The sequence below is a fragment of the Acinetobacter sp. L-24 genome, from assembly GCF_056857555.1.
Window position 1 is genome coordinate 52521 of sequence record NZ_JBSXNI010000037.1, and the last position, 16321, is coordinate 68841.

Annotated in this window: 13 protein-coding genes and 1 tRNA gene; 2 read left to right on the top strand and 12 right to left on the bottom strand. The window is 43.7% G+C overall.

Features of this window, described 5'->3' with window-relative positions; all coding sequences use genetic code 11:
• Window positions 1-23: 23 nt before the first annotated feature.
• The 4 genes from clpB to crp form a co-directional block, all read right to left on the bottom strand.
• Window positions 24-2603 (bottom strand): ATP-dependent chaperone ClpB, encoded by a 2580-nt coding sequence (clpB, locus tag AC13CK_RS05255; protein ID WP_253174337.1) that lies wholly within the window; start codon window positions 2601-2603, stop codon window positions 24-26.
• Between the two features lie 251 nt (window positions 2604-2854).
• Window positions 2855-3220 carry an antitoxin Xre/MbcA/ParS toxin-binding domain-containing protein gene (locus tag AC13CK_RS05260; protein ID WP_004646580.1) on the bottom strand — a complete coding sequence of 122 codons (366 nt, stop codon included), beginning with the start codon at window positions 3218-3220 and terminating at the stop codon, window positions 2855-2857.
• A 143-nt stretch (window positions 3221-3363) separates the two neighbouring features.
• A complete protein-coding gene (locus AC13CK_RS05265; RefSeq protein WP_425878012.1) occupies window positions 3364-4413 on the bottom strand; it encodes an NADP(H)-dependent aldo-keto reductase in 1050 nt (349 codons plus the stop codon).
• A gap of 173 nt (window positions 4414-4586) precedes the next feature.
• A complete protein-coding gene (gene crp, locus AC13CK_RS05270; protein WP_425878010.1) occupies window positions 4587-5294 on the bottom strand; it encodes a cAMP-activated global transcriptional regulator CRP in 708 nt (235 codons plus the stop codon).
• A 147-nt stretch (window positions 5295-5441) separates the two neighbouring features.
• Between crp and AC13CK_RS05275 the strand changes: the two genes are divergently transcribed.
• Window positions 5442-5864 carry an OsmC family protein gene (locus AC13CK_RS05275; RefSeq protein WP_004280142.1) on the top strand — a complete coding sequence of 141 codons (423 nt, stop codon included), beginning with the start codon at window positions 5442-5444 and terminating at the stop codon, window positions 5862-5864.
• 66 nt (window positions 5865-5930) lie between these two features.
• Here AC13CK_RS05275 and AC13CK_RS05280 read toward each other — a convergent pair whose 3' ends face one another.
• From AC13CK_RS05280 to efp, 8 genes are all read right to left on the bottom strand, one after another.
• Window positions 5931-6968 (bottom strand): metallophosphoesterase, encoded by a 1038-nt coding sequence (locus AC13CK_RS05280; RefSeq protein WP_425878008.1) that lies wholly within the window; start codon window positions 6966-6968, stop codon window positions 5931-5933.
• Window positions 6969-7310: 342 nt separating this feature from the next.
• Window positions 7311-7387: transfer RNA gene (locus tag AC13CK_RS05285), tRNA-Val, on the bottom strand.
• 47 nt (window positions 7388-7434) lie between these two features.
• Window positions 7435-9429: a transglutaminase TgpA family protein gene (locus AC13CK_RS05290; RefSeq protein WP_425878006.1), complete on the bottom strand. Its 1995-nt coding sequence runs from the start codon at window positions 9427-9429 to the stop codon at window positions 7435-7437.
• Between the two features lie 13 nt (window positions 9430-9442).
• Window positions 9443-10348, bottom strand: coding sequence for a DUF58 domain-containing protein (locus AC13CK_RS05295; RefSeq protein WP_482830991.1), 906 nt, complete (start codon window positions 10346-10348; stop codon window positions 9443-9445).
• Window positions 10349-10360: 12 nt separating this feature from the next.
• Window positions 10361-11323 carry an AAA family ATPase gene (locus AC13CK_RS05300; RefSeq protein WP_312585894.1) on the bottom strand — a complete coding sequence of 321 codons (963 nt, stop codon included), beginning with the start codon at window positions 11321-11323 and terminating at the stop codon, window positions 10361-10363.
• A 439-nt stretch (window positions 11324-11762) separates the two neighbouring features.
• Window positions 11763-12068, bottom strand: a complete 306-nt coding sequence (locus AC13CK_RS05305; RefSeq protein WP_171054308.1) for a YbdD/YjiX family protein — start codon at window positions 12066-12068, stop codon at window positions 11763-11765.
• 7 nt (window positions 12069-12075) lie between these two features.
• Entirely contained in the window at window positions 12076-14175 is a 2100-nt protein-coding gene (locus AC13CK_RS05310) for a carbon starvation CstA family protein (protein ID WP_180037890.1), read from the bottom strand.
• Between the two features lie 171 nt (window positions 14176-14346).
• Window positions 14347-14916 carry an elongation factor P gene (gene efp / locus AC13CK_RS05315; RefSeq protein ID WP_004279747.1) on the bottom strand — a complete coding sequence of 190 codons (570 nt, stop codon included), beginning with the start codon at window positions 14914-14916 and terminating at the stop codon, window positions 14347-14349.
• A 382-nt stretch (window positions 14917-15298) separates the two neighbouring features.
• Here efp and epmB point away from each other — a divergent pair, with 382 nt between their 5' ends.
• Complete coding sequence (epmB, locus tag AC13CK_RS05320) at window positions 15299-16321, top strand: EF-P beta-lysylation protein EpmB (RefSeq protein WP_425878002.1); 1023 nt, start codon at window positions 15299-15301, stop codon at window positions 16319-16321.

The following is a 16321-nucleotide window of genomic DNA, read 5'->3' on the forward strand; positions in this document are numbered from 1 at the left end:
TTTTTGTTGCAAGGAGAAGCGGTTTAGTTAAGTTTCATTTTTTCAAAGATTAACTCACCTGCTTCAGCTTTCACCAGAATGGTATCGCCCGGCTGGAATTCTCCGCCCAGGATTTTCTGCGCCAGACCATTTTCAATCCGCTGCTGGATTGCACGTTTCAGTGGACGTGCTCCATACAATGGATCAAAACCGGCCTCGATCAGCTGATCGAAAGCGCTGTCATCTACCGACAAGCGCATATCGCGTTCTGCCAGACGTTGACGTAAACGGTCCAACTGGATATCGGCAATACCGCGAATCTGGTCTTTTTCCAGCGCATGGAACACTACCAGTTCATCAATACGGTTGATAAATTCCGGACGGAAATGTTCCGATACCGCATTCATCACCACCGTACGGACTTCTTCTTTAGTGGCATTACCGCCCAATTCACGTACATCCTGCGAACCCAGGTTCGAAGTCATGACGATCACAGAGTTTTTAAAGTCCACTACCCGGCCTTGCGAGTCAGTTAAACGGCCATCATCTAGTACCTGTAGCAAGATGTTAAATACGTCCGGATGCGCTTTTTCGACTTCATCAAACAAGATCACACTATACGGTTTACGACGTACGGCTTCAGTAAGCACCCCACCTTCTTCATAACCGACATAGCCCGGAGGCGCACCAACCAAACGGCTCACCGAATGTTTTTCCATAAATTCTGACATATCGATACGCACCATGGCATCGTCGCTGTCAAACAGGAAATTCGCCAAGGCTTTGGTCAATTCTGTTTTACCGACACCCGTTGGCCCCAGGAACAGGAATGACCCACTTGGACGGTTCGGATCTGACAGACCGGCACGTGAACGGCGTACTGCATTGGATACCGCCACCACGGCTTCATCTTGCCCTACTACACGGTTATGCAGGAATTCTTCCATATGTAGCAATTTGTCACGCTCGCCTTGCAGCATTTTCGCAACCGGAATACCGGTCGCAGCACTCACTACTTCAGCAATTTCATTGTCGGTGACTTTGTTACGCAGCAATTTTGGCGTTGCGCTCTCATCGGCTTTTTCAGCCAGTTCAAGCTGCTTTTGCAACTCTGGTATCACGCCATATTGCAAACGCGCGGCCTCGCCCAGATCACCTTCACGTTGCGCTTTTTCAAGTGCTGTACGTGCCTGATCCAGTTTGATCTGTACGTCTTTATTGCCTTCGACCAGCGCTTTATCTGCACGCCAGACTTCTTCCAGGTCATGATACTCTTTTTCAACTGTGGCGATCTGATCGGACAAGTATTGAATCTCAGCTTTGGCACCTGAGTCTTCATCTTTTTTCACCGCTTCCAGCTGCATTTTTAACTGAATCAGACGGCGTTCCAGTTTATCTAAAGCTTCTGGCTTAGAATCGAGTTCCATTTTGATGCGCGATGCTGCTTCATCAATCAGGTCAATGGCTTTATCCGGCAACTGACGGTCGGTGATATAACGGTGTGACATTTTCGCAGCAGCAATAATGGCTGAATCCAGAATCTGTACCCCGTGATGGGTCGCATAGCGATCTTTCAGACCACGCAGAATCGCAATGGTATCTTCCACGCTTGGCTCATCCACCAGCACTTTCTGGAAACGACGTTCCAGCGCTGCATCTTTTTCAATATACTGACGATATTCATCCAGTGTGGTGGCACCGACACAGCGCAGTTCGCCACGGGCCAGCGCAGGTTTAAGCATATTGCCGGCATCCATCGCGCCATCACCTTTACCAGCACCCACCAGGGTATGCAACTCGTCGATAAACAGGATGATTTCGCCTTCGTGTTTGGCAATATCTTTCAGAACGGCTTTTAAGCGCTCTTCAAACTCACCGCGGTATTTGGCACCGGCCAGCAAAGAACCCAGATCTAGAGATAAAACACGTTTCCCTTTGAGTCCTTCAGGCACTTCACCATTAATAATCCGCTGCGCCAGACCTTCGACGATTGCAGTTTTACCTACCCCTGGCTCACCAATGAGTACCGGGTTGTTTTTAGTACGACGTGACAGAACCTGAATAGTACGGCGGATTTCATCATCACGGCCAATCACAGGATCAAGCTTGCCTGCCAACGCACGTTCAGTTAAATCAATGGTGTACTTATTCAGTGAATCACGCTGATCTTCATGATTATTGCTCATGACTTTTTCATCGCCTCGAAATTGATTAATCACTTGACCTAAAGTTTCTGCCTTTACGCCAACACTATTTAATAAAGTTTTGGTATTTCCGGTTTCAGCCAACGCCAACAGCACCCAATCCGTAGATAGAAACTCATCTCCGGCTTTTTGCGCAAAGCTGTCTGCCAGATGCAATACTTTTGCCGCTTCAGGACTAAGGTTGACATCTGCTGATGGATTGGTCAGGGTTGCCGCATTGCTCAATGCTGTTTGCAGCTTGGTTTGTAGCTCACGCAGATTAGCACCGGCCTGTTGCAGCAGGCTGACATTGGATGCTTCATCCATCAAGGTGGCCAAGATATGGATCCCATCAATGGAGGTATGATCCTTACTCATGGCCAGCGATTGTGCATCGGAAAGGGTTTGCTGCAGGCGATTGGTAAATTTTTCAAAACGCATTCTTGTTATTCCTCACAACAAATTTTCTACTTGATGGATATATGGGTGCACTTGATAAAATTTCAAATCATTTTTATATATTTTTCAAAAACTTAATATAAACATTTAGACAGTCTTTAATAATAATATTGGTGTAATCAAATCATATTTCAAGTGAGGTTAGAAGAATTTTTAAGGTGAAGATAAACAATTCATATTTTATTTAATTTACTCTGCTATTTTTCAGCTTAGTAGAGAATAGAGAGATATTTTTAGTACGGTTGCAACCTTCCTAGTAATCGCAATACTTCACTCAAACCATGTTCTGTTTGCATCAAGGATCTTGGCGTTTGATGATTCAAAAGCTTGTTAGGTGAATTGATAAAATGGCGCATCCAGCTCAAGTCTCCACCATGCAAGCTAAATAACTTTTGATAGATATTTACTAAAGCTATAGCTTTTTCGCCTGCTGTAGTATCTGGTTCTAATTCTTTTTCATTTATAACCAGAGATAATTCCGCCTCAGATAAACCCAGAATCAATGCAAGTTCGAATTCTTTCAGTTGCAACTGCTCAGCTAAGTTGAATACTGCTATAGCTAATACTTGGGATTTAGAAATACCTGTTTCACTATTCATTTTTATCAAATCATCTTGATGCGTCTTATTTCGATTATGCTGCTTTTATTGTTTTCCGGCCATGTTGTTTATCATCAAATTTAATTTCTCATAAAATTAAAACACCCTCGCTTGGAGGGTGCTTTAAAATAACAACACCATGATTATGGTGCCGGATTCGGTTGCTGACGGTGAATTGCCTCAATACCTTTCAGTATTTCCTCAGACAGATCAATTTCAAATGCCTGAATATTTTCTTTCAGCTGATCCAGATTGGTGGCACCAATAATCGTACTGGTCACAAAGAACTGCTGCTTGATAAAGGCCAAAGCCAATTGGGTAAGACTTAAGCCATGCTGTTCTGCCAGCTGGGCATATTGCTCGGTTGCCCATTCACTTTGCGGATTGCTATAACGGCTAAAGCGGGAGAACAGTGTTACACGCGCATTGGCAGGACGTGCACCATGCCGGAATTTACCGGTCAGATAACCAAATGCCAAAGGTGAATACGCCAACAAGCCCACACCTTCATAATGGGCAATTTCTGACATGCCGATTTCATAAGTACGGTTCAGCAGGTTATATGGGTTTTGTACACTGACAAATTTGGACAAACCTAATTTCTCTGCGAGGTGCAGAAATTTCATCGTGCCCCACGGGGTTTCATTGGAAAGACCAATATAACGGATACGGCCTTTTTTAATTTCATCCTGCAAGGCGGTCAGGGTTTCTTCGAGATCTGTCACGGTACGGTCTTCTGCCGCTTCAGCATTGCCATAACCCAGCTTGCCAAAGAAATTGGTGGGGCGTTGCGGCCAGTGCAGCTGATACAGGTCAATATAATCCGTTTGCAGGCGTGACAATGACTGGTCAATTGCTGCTGAAATTTCATCGGCAACGAAACGAGTTTTACCATCCCGGATATGGCTACCACCTTGCGAGGGTCCGGCAATTTTTGAGGCTAAAAAAAGTTTGTCACGGCCACCACGGGCAGCGATCCAGTTCCCGATAATACGCTCGGTAGCACCCTGCGTTTCAGGTTTTGGCGGTACCGGGTACATTTCCGCAGTATCCCAGAAATACACTCCCTGATCTAAAGCATAATCCAGTTGCTGAAAAGCCTGTTCTTGTGTGTTCTGCTCACCAAAGGTCATGGTGCCCAAACAAATTTCTGGCAAAAGAATGCCGGTATCCGCCAACGGTCTGAATTGCATAAAAACATCCTGTGAATTTTATTCAGTGAATTGAGATCAAGTGGGCTATAGCCTATCGGAATTATAAGGGAGACTTAAATCATCTTTTCTGAGAAGCTTGTTCTAAATTTTTATGTATTGAGTAATGACGCATAAAGAAAGCAAATCCGAAGATTTGCTTTTTAATATCTGGATTATTCGTCTATGGCAACATCTGCCACTGCTTCAGATGCTTCTTCTAATGAAGCATCAAAGATCAGGATGGCTTTACCATCGGTTTCGATCATGCCCTGCTCTTCCAGGGTTTTTAGTACACGTCCGACCATTTCGCGGGAACAGCCAACAATACGGCCAATTTCCTGACGGGTAATACGAATCTGACGGCCATTCGGCAAAATCATCGCTTCTGGCTGTGAAGACAGGTCGATCAGGCAACGTGCAATCCGGCCTGAAACATCAATAAATGCCAGATCAGTGACTTTACGTGTGGTATTTTTCAAACGACGTACTAATTGAGCAAATACCGCATAGCTCAGATCAGGATATTGCTTGCTGATTTCGTGAAAGTTTTCATAGGTAATTTCGGCAATTTCACACACATCACGCGTACGAACTTCCGCAGTACGTTGTGGATTAACCTCGAATAGACCCATTTCCCCAAAGAAGTCACCCGCATTTAAATAAGCCACGACAATTTCACGATCATCATCTTCACGAAGAATGATAGATACAGACCCCTTCAGAATTAAATATAAAGATTTAGATTCTGATCCTGCATCAATGATCGTGGTACGTTTTGGATAACGATTAATATATGCACGTTTTAACAGTGCTTTCACGGATTCTGGTAATTGCCCCGGAGAAAGCGCATCAGTGCTTAATTGTGAAAAGTTTGAAGTCATGCTAACAGTTCCGATTATGGATAATTTATAGATCGCACAAGACCTAATGTGAACTTGTCACACAGTGGGATTGAAATTCCGTATCAACCCAATTTATGTTAGTGTACAGTTACTTGACAAATTTATAGCTTTTTTTAGGTAGTTGCAATGCAAACAAGCGTTCATTGGTTAGAGAATGTTGCTTTTGAAGCAAAAACTCAAAGTGGTCATAGCCTTATCATGGATGGTTCAGCTGAATACGGTGGTGAAAACCGTGGTCCCCGTCCTATGGAACTGCTTTTAACGGGTCTGGGCGGTTGTGCGTCTTTTGATATTGTTACCATTTTAAAGAAGGCTCGTCAGGATATTACCGATGTACGCTGCGAATTAAAGGCTGAACGTGCAGATACAATTCCGGCAGTATTCACGAAAATTCACTTGCATTTTGTAGTGACCGGCAAAGCGATTAAAGAGAAACAGGTCGCAAAAGCCGTAGAACTTTCTGCTGAAAAATATTGCTCTGCCAGCAAAATGCTGTCTGATGGCGGTGTTGAAATCACCCATGATTATGAAATAATCGAAGCAGAATAAAATCTAGATTCTGTAAAAAAAGCGGCTGGAAAAGCTGCTTTTTTTGTATCAGAAAATTGCCTTTTCTCAGAACCGCTGAACTGAATACTGATTGCCATTTTCAAAGCTCAAGATATTTTCTGGAAATCTTAAGGCGCCGAGTCGATGTCTGAACGCGACACCCTGTTGACGATCGAGATAGCGTTTACCCACTGAATAATCCACACAAAATACGTTTTGTTGCTGTCCATACCATTGCAGTGCATCGATCGATTTGAGTAAACCGGTTTTTTCTTCAGTAGATTTAAAGTTCCGCCAATAATGTCCAGTAATGACTGGAATTTGGTCGGTATAGCTGTCCCACCATGGCACGCGGTCGATCATCCGCCACCTTCCACCGGCATAAATCGGTTCTAAGGCGATTTTTTCCGCACCAGAAGTAATGACCCGAATCGGATTGTGCATTTGCTCACGCAGCTCTTTTTCTGCGAGATGTTGCAATAAAGGTAAAGTTGCAGCCGGGTCTTTGAACTGGTGTTGGTAGCGTTGCTGTTCTATCTGGATGAATTCATTAATACCTAAGGCTTGCAGATCCAGCGCTGTATGTTGAACGAAATCAGCATAGGCTTCGCCAAGCGAAGTAAAACCAGAATTGCGTAATTGATCAATTGATCCTTGATGCCAACAGGCATGTACAACACGCAGCTGCTCCGACTCCAAAGCCAACGGTAAGCTATTTAAAAAATCCAGAATCCATTGTCGATCTTTGATTGAGGCTTGGATCGAATCAAAAGGTTTCAGATCATCCTGATGCGGTGAACCAAAAAACCAGCCATTGCCTTCCCGCAAAGTATCGGTCAATAGGTTCAATTCATGATTACCCATCACACATTGTGCATAGCCTTCATCTACCAGCTGTTTGACGCGTTTGATCACCGCAACACTGTCTTGCCCCCGGTCACATAGATCACCGACAAAAATTAGTTTGCGCTGTTCTGGATGATGACCATTCCGGTCATAACCTAATACCTGGATCAGTTGTTCCAGCGCGGCAATCTCACCATGAATATCCCCTACGATGTCCACGGGACCAGTGAAAGCCTGCTGTATAAATGAGTACTTCATTTATGCATCCTGAATTAAGTCTAAAACAGAATATATCCCTAATAAGTATCCTTTAAATTTATGAAGATCTGAATACAGAATGAATCATCATTTAAATAAATCAATATTCAGTATTGTAAGTTTAAGTGAAATCATGAGCTTAATTTTTATGAAGACGCTTATCTTGTTCTTAAAAGTATTGGCAAATGCCGACTATGCTGCTTGAATATTTAAGAGCTTGATCTGATATTTTTATATTTGATATTTAGTTCAGTGGAGGCTGAAATACTTATGAAATAAAAAAAATTACATTTCAATAGCGTAATAAAAAAAGCCCATTCTTAGAATGAGCTTTTAGAATCTTGGTAGGTATATCCAGACTCGAACTGGAGACCTCTACGATGTCAACGTAGCGCTCTAACCAACTGAGCTATACACCTAGAATGCTTGGCATATTATAAATTTTTCCGACCGAAAACAAGCCTTTTCATTTAGTTTTTAAAACGTCCGCACAAGTTTTAAGCAAATCCTTGAATTTTTTCAATTCTTGTTCAGTTATTGGGGTTCCCGAATAAAGATTTTTTTCAAAAACCTGTATAGCTTGAATAAAGGCAGTCTGGTTTTCAATCTGAACCTGTTGAGATAAACGCTGCATCCAGTGATGAAAAGTTTCTGCAGGCTGTTTTTTGAGATGATCAGTTAGAGATTGATTCAGCTGTTGAATCGCACGATCAAATGGAGGTTGCGCCTGTCGGGCTTTTAGATAAATTCTGAAGATATAGGCCAAAATCAGTAGCGCAATACTGCCCAGCAAAATTATGACACTCGAATAAACTGAACCGAGGCCTAATTTTGACAACCAGTTCTGTTGTGATTCTGCATTATAACCCACCACCTTACTTTGCCATTGGTAGCTGGCATAATCGCTCCAAACGCGTAGTTTGGTGATCCATAGATTATGCTGCGAGTTCCAGGTCGACTGATTTGCCGATACCCATGCATCCTGAGAAAGCAGATTTTGCATGCCATCATCTATACGTTGTGGAGCGATCATCGCGGTTGGATCAAAGCGTTGCCATTTCTGGTCAATCCAGACTTCTGTCCAGGCATGCGCATCGAGCTGTCGGACTTCCCAGCTCATACGATCTGGTGCCAACTCCCCACCCTGATAGCCGGTGACGACCCGTGCAGGAATCCCGACATAACGCATCAGCATCACGAAACTCGAGGCATAGTGTTCACAAAAGCCTTGCCGGGAATTAAACAGGAACTCATCAATCCGGTTTTGTCCTAATTGGCCCGGCTTTAAGGTATAAACAAAATTATTCTGCTGATACCAGTTCAAGACTTTCTGTACATAACGCCGAGGATCTTCCGCACTTTGCGTATAGAGACGTTGTGCTAATTGTTGCGCTCGCGGGTCAAGTCGGCGCTGCACCTGAGTATTCGTTCGCTCGATATATTGCGTTGGCAAAGCCTGAGGGTCATATCCCGTTCCGATCCATTGTAACGAAATCGGTTCAACACGTTGCGTGAGCCGTCTCGGCACAATGCTCCAATCCTGACGGTTATAATAACGGCGTTCCACAGGTATCGATTTTTCCAACCCCATGATCCAGAACACCGAAGGATCCGCAGCCAGATATTGGTAGTTCCAGCCTGTAGGTACGGGTGAAGTATCCATCGGTTGTCGCATTAAAGGCTGCTGATTGACGAAACTGCTGGTCCAGCGTTGCCCATCATATTCATCTAGCACCAAGGCTCGCCAATAGAGTTCTGAGCGTGGCGGAAGCTTGCTGATATCACCAATAATCCGGAAAGCAAGGGCACTGGATTGGGATAATTCAGCAATATCCCCAGGTGACATACTATCGCCAATGCCGGTCACACCCTTATTTTCAGGAATGGGAATATGCCAAAGTGGTGGCAAGCGCGGAAAGAAAATAAACAGCAAGATAAAAAATGGAACAGCGTACAAGATAAACTTGCCCACATGTTTGGCATCCTGTTGCAATGCTGCGCGCTGAGTGATCTGCTCCTGCTCAAAATCGCTAGTCTGAATCCGGTACAAACCAATCAGACAGCTGATTAAACACAGCACGATCACAATCGCCATCCCAAAAGATTGGCTATATAGGAATGAGCTGGCAGCAACAAACAGGGCAAAATTAAACAGAATAATCAGGTCACGTTTATTTTTACTTTCCAGTGATTTAGCAAATAAAAAAGTAGATAAAACTGCTACCCCAGCCTCAACACCAATAAAACTATGATGGCTCAAATAAATACTGCCGAGTGCCAAAGCCGTCAGTAGAAAAGTGCCCGTTTTGGGAAATGGCTGCTGACGTTTCAGGAAAATCCAAATACATACAATACTAATCGCAAAAATAATACTGAGTAGAACCGGAATAAATGCCATCTGGGCGATGAGAATCAGACCCAAAGTCAGCACAATCGAGGTACGGATTTTTGCATTGATCATGAATTTACCCGCCTTAGGCCTGCGCCAACAATTGTTTGGCTTTCCGCAGTTGTTCTTCACCTGCGCCCTGAGGCAATTCGGCCTGTGGCAAATGCAGACTATACGCACATTGCTGCTGCTCGCACTGCTCGACCAGACCCATCACAAATTCAAGTTTTTCTTCATGTGACTGACTCGGCATATGTGCATAATGAATCTCGATACTGTGTTCATCCTCATATTGCTCAAAGACTTTGACATACAGGCCTTGTCCACGCGCAAACTGCTTCCAGGACACCGCCTGCAAGGAATCACCTGACTGGTAATTGCGCAATTCACGGAACTCATCCATATCCGGTTCAAAGCGATTAAAGTAATATTTATTTTCAGCCGTAAAAGCTTCAGCCTTAGGAGCAATCCAGGCAGAATGTTGATGATAAAGATAGGTCCAGGCTCGAACCAGACCAAAGGGATAAACCGAATAAATCTGAATGATCGGGTAATCAAACTTGCCACGTTGCTCTGTGTAAAATGGCAGGATAAATTGCTGCTTTGCTGCATTCAGATAAAATTTTGCTATCTGATCTCCTGCCTTGATATATACATATCGCGGACGAAGCTGCTGCTGTTGAAAATAAAAATGTAGATTCAGGCTATTTCCTACCTGACCAATATCATCTGCAATTAATTCAATTTTCAAGTCATGCAGTTGTTTGAAAGTCAGATAGAAACTAACACACAGCACGGCACTGATTAAAAAACAAAAACCTAAAATCAAGTTATTGGCATAATTCACTCCGGCCACAAAGGTGATCAAGATCAAAACAAGATACAGATAGCCCTGCCGATAAATAAACACCAGAACATCTTTCTGTGAGAGCTGTTTCTGCTGTGAAAATTGAAAGCGTTTGGCCAGCCATTTTTGCCAGGTTCTATCCAAGAGAAAACTCCTTTAGCTGACCGAAACCTGTTGCATGACATTAAAGGCTTCTGCCTCACTTAAACCCAGACGATGTGAAGTCACCGCAACAAATACAGCCTGTACATCATCCGGCGTGACAAAGGCACGTTGCTGAATCAGGGCATGTGCTTGTGCTGCACGCTTCAGGGCCAGAAGGCCACGCGTAGAAAGTCCATGACGGCTTTTACGGGTTTCTTCTGCCAGATCAAGCAAATATTCCTGAATCGCTTCACTGATAAATATCTGATGCGTCAGACTTTGCAGATCCAGAATTTCATCTTCAGTAAAAATATGTGCCAGACTGGCAATCAGGGCAAAACGAGATTCCTGCTGTAATAACAGTTTTTCTGCATGGCGCGATGGATAACCTAAAGACAAACGCATCAGGAAACGGTCCAGTTGGGATTCCGGCAAAGCATAGGTTCCACTTTGAAACAGCGGGTTTTGTGTGGCAATCACCCAGAAAGGTTTCGGTAAGGCATAACGCACGCCATCAATGGTGGCATAGCCTTCTTCCATGGCTTCGAGTAAGGCACTTTGGGTTTTGGGACTACAACGGTTGATTTCATCTGCCAGTAAAATCTGGGTAAAAATCGGGCCTTGTTTAAACTCGAACTGATGTTCTTTCTGGTTAAACATGTTAATACCGATGACATCACTGGCCAGCATGTCATTGGTAAATTGGATCCGCTGGAACTTTAACCCAGCCAGATGTGCCAGACTGCTGGCTAATGTAGTTTTACCCAATCCGGGTAAATCTTCAAATAAGACATGTCCGCCTGCAATCAAACAACAGAGTGCCAGTGTGGTCTGGGCCTGCTTATCCAACACAATGGCATTAACTTCTTCAAAAAAACGCTGGATCTTGGGTGCATAACTTGCAATTTTTTGTTCAAGCACAGTATTGATGTGTGCAATGTCGTTATTTTCCTTTTGTTTCATGCCCCAGATCACAATAATTTCCTTAATAAAACATGGCCTAAGATTAACATACACTGAAATTTAAATTTTCCCAAAAGATCAATCATCTGTCTGTGTAACTGAATAAAAATACTGATTAGAAAATGGCGAGGATTTAAATAATAGAAGAGTCAAAATGATCAGGTTAAAAAGAAGTAAGAAGCGCAGAAAACAAATAAAATGATCGACACAAATAGAGATCATTTTTCTTTTCGCTCAAATCTCAAAATACCAATCTGAGCTCATCCATCTATTTGAAAAGAATCATACTTAAAAGGTATAGAGACTTAAGCGATTTCATGGATTTTTATAATAAAACTTTTCTACGCTAGCTCAATCAATGACCTCAGATTTAACGCGATCGTCTATTCCTCATATTAATTTTTAACGATAAAAAAAAGCGCCCCGAAAGGCGCTTGCTATGAATTAATGATTAACACGGACACTTCTTCATATCACCGCCCGCAGATGGATAACGGGAATCCACACAGTGACGATAAAATGTTTTCGGGTCCATGGCTTCCAGATCGGGATGATGCTTGCGCATATGCTCCACATAGGTCTGGTAATCAGGTACACCGACCATCAGACGGAAACTTTGCTGCAAACGTTGCCACAAGGTCGCAATCCGCGACCAGTTTTTCGGATTCAGGATTAAATCCTTTTGTGACATCACGGTCATTTTGATGATTTTATAAATCATCGTTTTCCCGCTTTTGGCAAACTTCAGATTCATAATATTTCCCTTAATGACCTTTCGCTGGCTGAATCTCTTCAGGATCGCGATAAATCGCTTCTGCTTCATGTACAGATGGCTCAGGATTTGCCAAGGCACGACGGATCACGCGAATTGCAGCAAACAGCATCACAAAGGCCACAATCATAAAGAAAGCACAGAGTGCAGCATTGATCTGGTTTGACATTGCTACCGTCTGCATTTCTGCCACAGTTTTCGCTGGCGCTAGGATTTCATTATTGGCAATCGCCGTGTTGAAACGATCTGCCTGCGCCAAGAAACCAATCTTTGGATTTTCGTGGAAAATCTTTTGCCAGCCTGCTGTCATGGAAGTGATGAACAGGAACACTGTCGGGATAATCGTGACCCAGACATATTTCTGCTTCTTCATCTTGAACAAAATAACCGTACCAAGAATCAATGCCATTGCAGCCAGAATCTGGTTACCAATACCAAACAGCGGCCATAAACTGTTAATCCCGCCGAGTGGATCGACTACGCCCTGATAGACGAAGAAGCCCCAGCCTGCCACTGCAACCGCAGTACCCAACAGGTTTCCGAAGAAGTTATGCGACTGTTTCACCGCTGGAATTACGATACCGACAGTATCCTGTACCATGAAACGACAGGCACGCGTACCCGCATCTACAGCAGTCAGGATGAATAATGCTTCAAACAGAATCGCAAAGTGATACCAGAACGCCATCATTTCACGACTATTAAAGATTTCCGTGATGATATGTGCCATACCGATTGCAAAGGTAGGCGCACCACCAGTACGTGACAGAATCGAGTTTTCACCGACTTCCTGTGCCAGCAAAGTCAAGGCTTCAGGCGTTACCACAAAACCAAGGGTTCGCACTGCTTCTGCTGCGCTTTCTGCGGTAGTACCGAGCAAGGCTGCTGGTGAGTTAATGGCAAAGTAAATTCCTGGATCCAGAATTGCAGCACAGATCAAGGCCATGATCGCTACAAAAGATTCCATCAACATACCGCCATAACCGATCACCCGGATATCGCGTTCGTTATTGACCAGTTTCGGTGTCGTCCCTGAAGAAACCAAGGCATGGAAACCGGAAATCGCACCACAGGCAATAGTAATAAACAGGAATGGGAACATAGAACCTGCGAATACAGGACCAGTACCATCCACAAATTTGGTAATCGCTGGCAGTTTCATTTCAGGCATGGCAAACAGGATACCCACGGCCAAACCTGCAATCACGCCAATTTTCAGAAAGGTCGACAGATAATCACGTGGTGCAAGCAATAGCCAAACTGGCAGTACCGAAGCAATAAAACCATAAATGATCAATGCCCAAGTCAGCTCAGTGCCAGAAAGCGTAAAGAACGGACCCCAATATGGATGTTGTGCGATGTTTTCACCATAGATAATGCCCAGCATCATCAACACAAAACCGATAATCGAGACTTCAGCAATTTTACCCGGACGGATAAAACGCATATAGATGCCCATAAAGATCGCAATCGGAATGGTGGCTGCAATACTGAACACACCCCAAGGGCTGTTAGTTAATGCTTTCACCACTACTAGTGCCAATACCGCAAGAATAATGATCATCACGCCCAAGGCACCGAGCATCACGATAATACCGGCAAAGGTTCCAAGTTCCTGCTTAGCCATCTCACCAAGTGATCGACCGTCACGACGGGTGGAAATAAACAGTACCAGGAAGTCTTGTACCGCACCTGCCAGCACCACACCGACCAGTAGCCAGATCGTCCCAGGTAAATAGCCCATCTGCGCTGCCAGGATCGGACCGACTAAAGGACCTGCACCGGCAATCGCTGCAAAGTGATGGCCAAATAGAACGCTTTTATTGGTCGGCACATAGTCCAGACCATCGGCCAGACGATGCGCAGGCGTTAAACGGCGTTCATTCAGCTCAAATACTTTGGTGGCAATAAATAAACTGTAGAAACGGTAAGCAATGCTATAGACACAGGCGGCGGCAAGTACCAGCCAAACTGCATTTACATGCTCACCCCGACTCAGTGCCAGAACTCCAAAAGAGACTGCACCCACAATGGCTACCAAAAGCCAAATCATTTTCGAAGTCAGCGTCGACTTCTTTTGTAAAGTTTCCATTCAATCCCTCATATTGTGATGCATACAAATCAGCGTGATTGTTGTTGTTCGAGGTACTGCTGTTTTCCCTTGCGACTTTACGCCTGTTCTTTTGCTTTTCCTCTAAGACTTTGGCATAAAAAAAGGGATGATTTAAATCATCCCTCTCGATAATAGTCTATTTTCAAACCATTATGCACGTTCTAAATAATCACCAGTACGGGTATCTACACGAACGCTTTCTTCTTGCTGTACGAATAATGGAACACGTACCACAGCACCTGTTTCAAGTTTCGCTGGCTTACCGCCACCGCCAGAAGTATCACCACGAACACCTGGATCAGTTTCAACGATTTTAAGTACGACGAAGTTCGGTGGAGTCACGTTTAAAGGCACGCCATTGAACAACATGATGGTACATTTTTCATTTGAATCGTCTTTTAACCATTTTGCAGCATCGCTCATCGCTGTTTTATCAGCTGCGATCTGTTCAAAAGTAACAGGATCCATGAAGTTCCACATTTCGCCATCGTTGTACAAGTATTCCATTTCTACTTCAACGATATCAGCCGCTTCTAGGTTCTCGCCTGATTTGAAAGTTTTTTCCAGAACTTTACCTGATTTAAGGTTACGTAATTTTACGCGGTTAAAAGCTTGGCCTTTACCTGGTTTTACGTATTCGTTTTCCATGATTGAACATGGGTTGCCATCAAGCATAACCTTAAGGCCTGACTTGAAATCATTCGTAGAATAATAGGCCATGACTGGCGCACTCCAAACTTACTAACTTTAATCTATTGATGCTATGGGCTGTTGCGATGTCATTTAGCAAGTCTGACACGAACATTGAGTTGCCACATGCACATTCATTTGATGTTGCGTATTCTAAATGAGCAATACACTTTGCCGCAATGAAAAAATCCGCTTTCACCCGCTCAGGCTGTTTAAGTTACAATCAGACATGAAAATCCTTTGTTTATTCATGTCTTGCTCAACGTTAAAATAGCATCAGGCTAGCACGAAGATCAGCATAGCTTAATCACTCTTTATTTTACAGCGCAGTGGATTATTGCGCTTGCGCACAACCTGTTAAACTGCGCCCATCAGGCTTTGTCCTCTCACTTATTATTGTTAATCTTCCGGCATGACGAACTATTTATATCAAGAACAAAACTGGCAATCACAGCTCAGCGACCTGATCACCGATCCCCGCGAACTGCTTGAAGTACTGCAACTTGCACCAGAGCAACTGCTCTCAGGTGCCATCTTGGCATCTGAGCAGTTTAAATTGCGCGTGCCACGCGCTTTTTTGGGAAAAATGCAGACCGGAAACCCTTTAGACCCATTGCTTTTACAAGTGCTGCCCCATCATCTGGAACTGGAAGAACATCCAGGATTTGTTACTGACCCCTTGGGCGAAGAACAGGCCAATCAGCAACCCGGCGTACTGCACAAATATAAATCCCGTTTCTTGCTGACACTGACAGGTGCCTGTGCTGTACATTGCCGTTATTGTTTCCGCCGGCATTTCCCCTATCAGGAAAATCTGCCTAAAAATGAAGACTGGATAAATATCAAGCAATATCTGGAAAGCCAGCCTGATATTAATGAAGTGATTCTGAGTGGCGGTGATCCACTAACCTTATCGAACCGGAAATTAAAAACCTGGATTGAACGATTAGAATCAGTACCACATCTCAAATTCTTAAGAATACATTCACGAGTTCCTATTGTGATCCCCAACCGAGTCGACGAAGAGCTACTTAGCATGTTAAAAAACAGTAGGCTACGTATTATTCTGGTGGTACACTCAAACCATGCATCGGAGCTGGATGACTTCACTTGCAAGCGTTTAAACCAACTGGTTCAACAGCAAATCACCGTTCTGAATCAGGCGGTTTTATTAAACGGGGTGAATGATTCTGCTCAGGTTTTAGTAGATTTAAGCTATCGCTTGTTTGATGCCGGGGTCATGCCTTATTATTTACATGTACTTGATAAAGTAAAAGGTGCGCATCATTTTGATTTAGCGCCTGACCATATTCATGAGATTTATACAGAAGTTTTAGCGAACCTGCCGGGGTATTTGGTTCCTAAACTGGTTCGAGAAATAGCGGGCGAGAAGAATAAGACACCGCTTTTTGGGGTTTCAACATTTTTGAGTTAA

Bases quoted from the DNA above. Each gene is read 5' to 3' on its own strand.
- clpB (WP_253174337.1), bottom strand. From the start codon at position 2,603: ATGCGTTTTGAAAAATTTACCAATCGCCTGCAGCAAACCCTTTCCGAT.
- AC13CK_RS05260 (WP_004646580.1), bottom strand. From the start codon at position 3,220: ATGAATAGTGAAACAGGTATTTCTAAATCCCAAGTATTAGCTATAGCA.
- AC13CK_RS05265 (WP_425878012.1), bottom strand. From the start codon at position 4,413: ATGCAATTCAGACCGTTGGCGGATACCGGCATTCTTTTGCCAGAAATT.
- crp (WP_425878010.1), bottom strand. From the start codon at position 5,294: ATGACTTCAAACTTTTCACAATTAAGCACTGATGCGCTTTCTCCGGGG.
- AC13CK_RS05275 (WP_004280142.1), top strand. From the start codon at position 5,442: ATGCAAACAAGCGTTCATTGGTTAGAGAATGTTGCTTTTGAAGCAAAA.
- AC13CK_RS05280 (WP_425878008.1), bottom strand. From the start codon at position 6,968: ATGAAGTACTCATTTATACAGCAGGCTTTCACTGGTCCCGTGGACATC.
- AC13CK_RS05290 (WP_425878006.1), bottom strand. From the start codon at position 9,429: ATGATCAATGCAAAAATCCGTACCTCGATTGTGCTGACTTTGGGTCTG.
- AC13CK_RS05310 (WP_180037890.1), bottom strand. From the start codon at position 14,175: ATGGAAACTTTACAAAAGAAGTCGACGCTGACTTCGAAAATGATTTGG.
- efp (WP_004279747.1), bottom strand. From the start codon at position 14,916: ATGGCCTATTATTCTACGAATGATTTCAAGTCAGGCCTTAAGGTTATG.
- epmB (WP_425878002.1), top strand. From the start codon at position 15,299: ATGACGAACTATTTATATCAAGAACAAAACTGGCAATCACAGCTCAGC.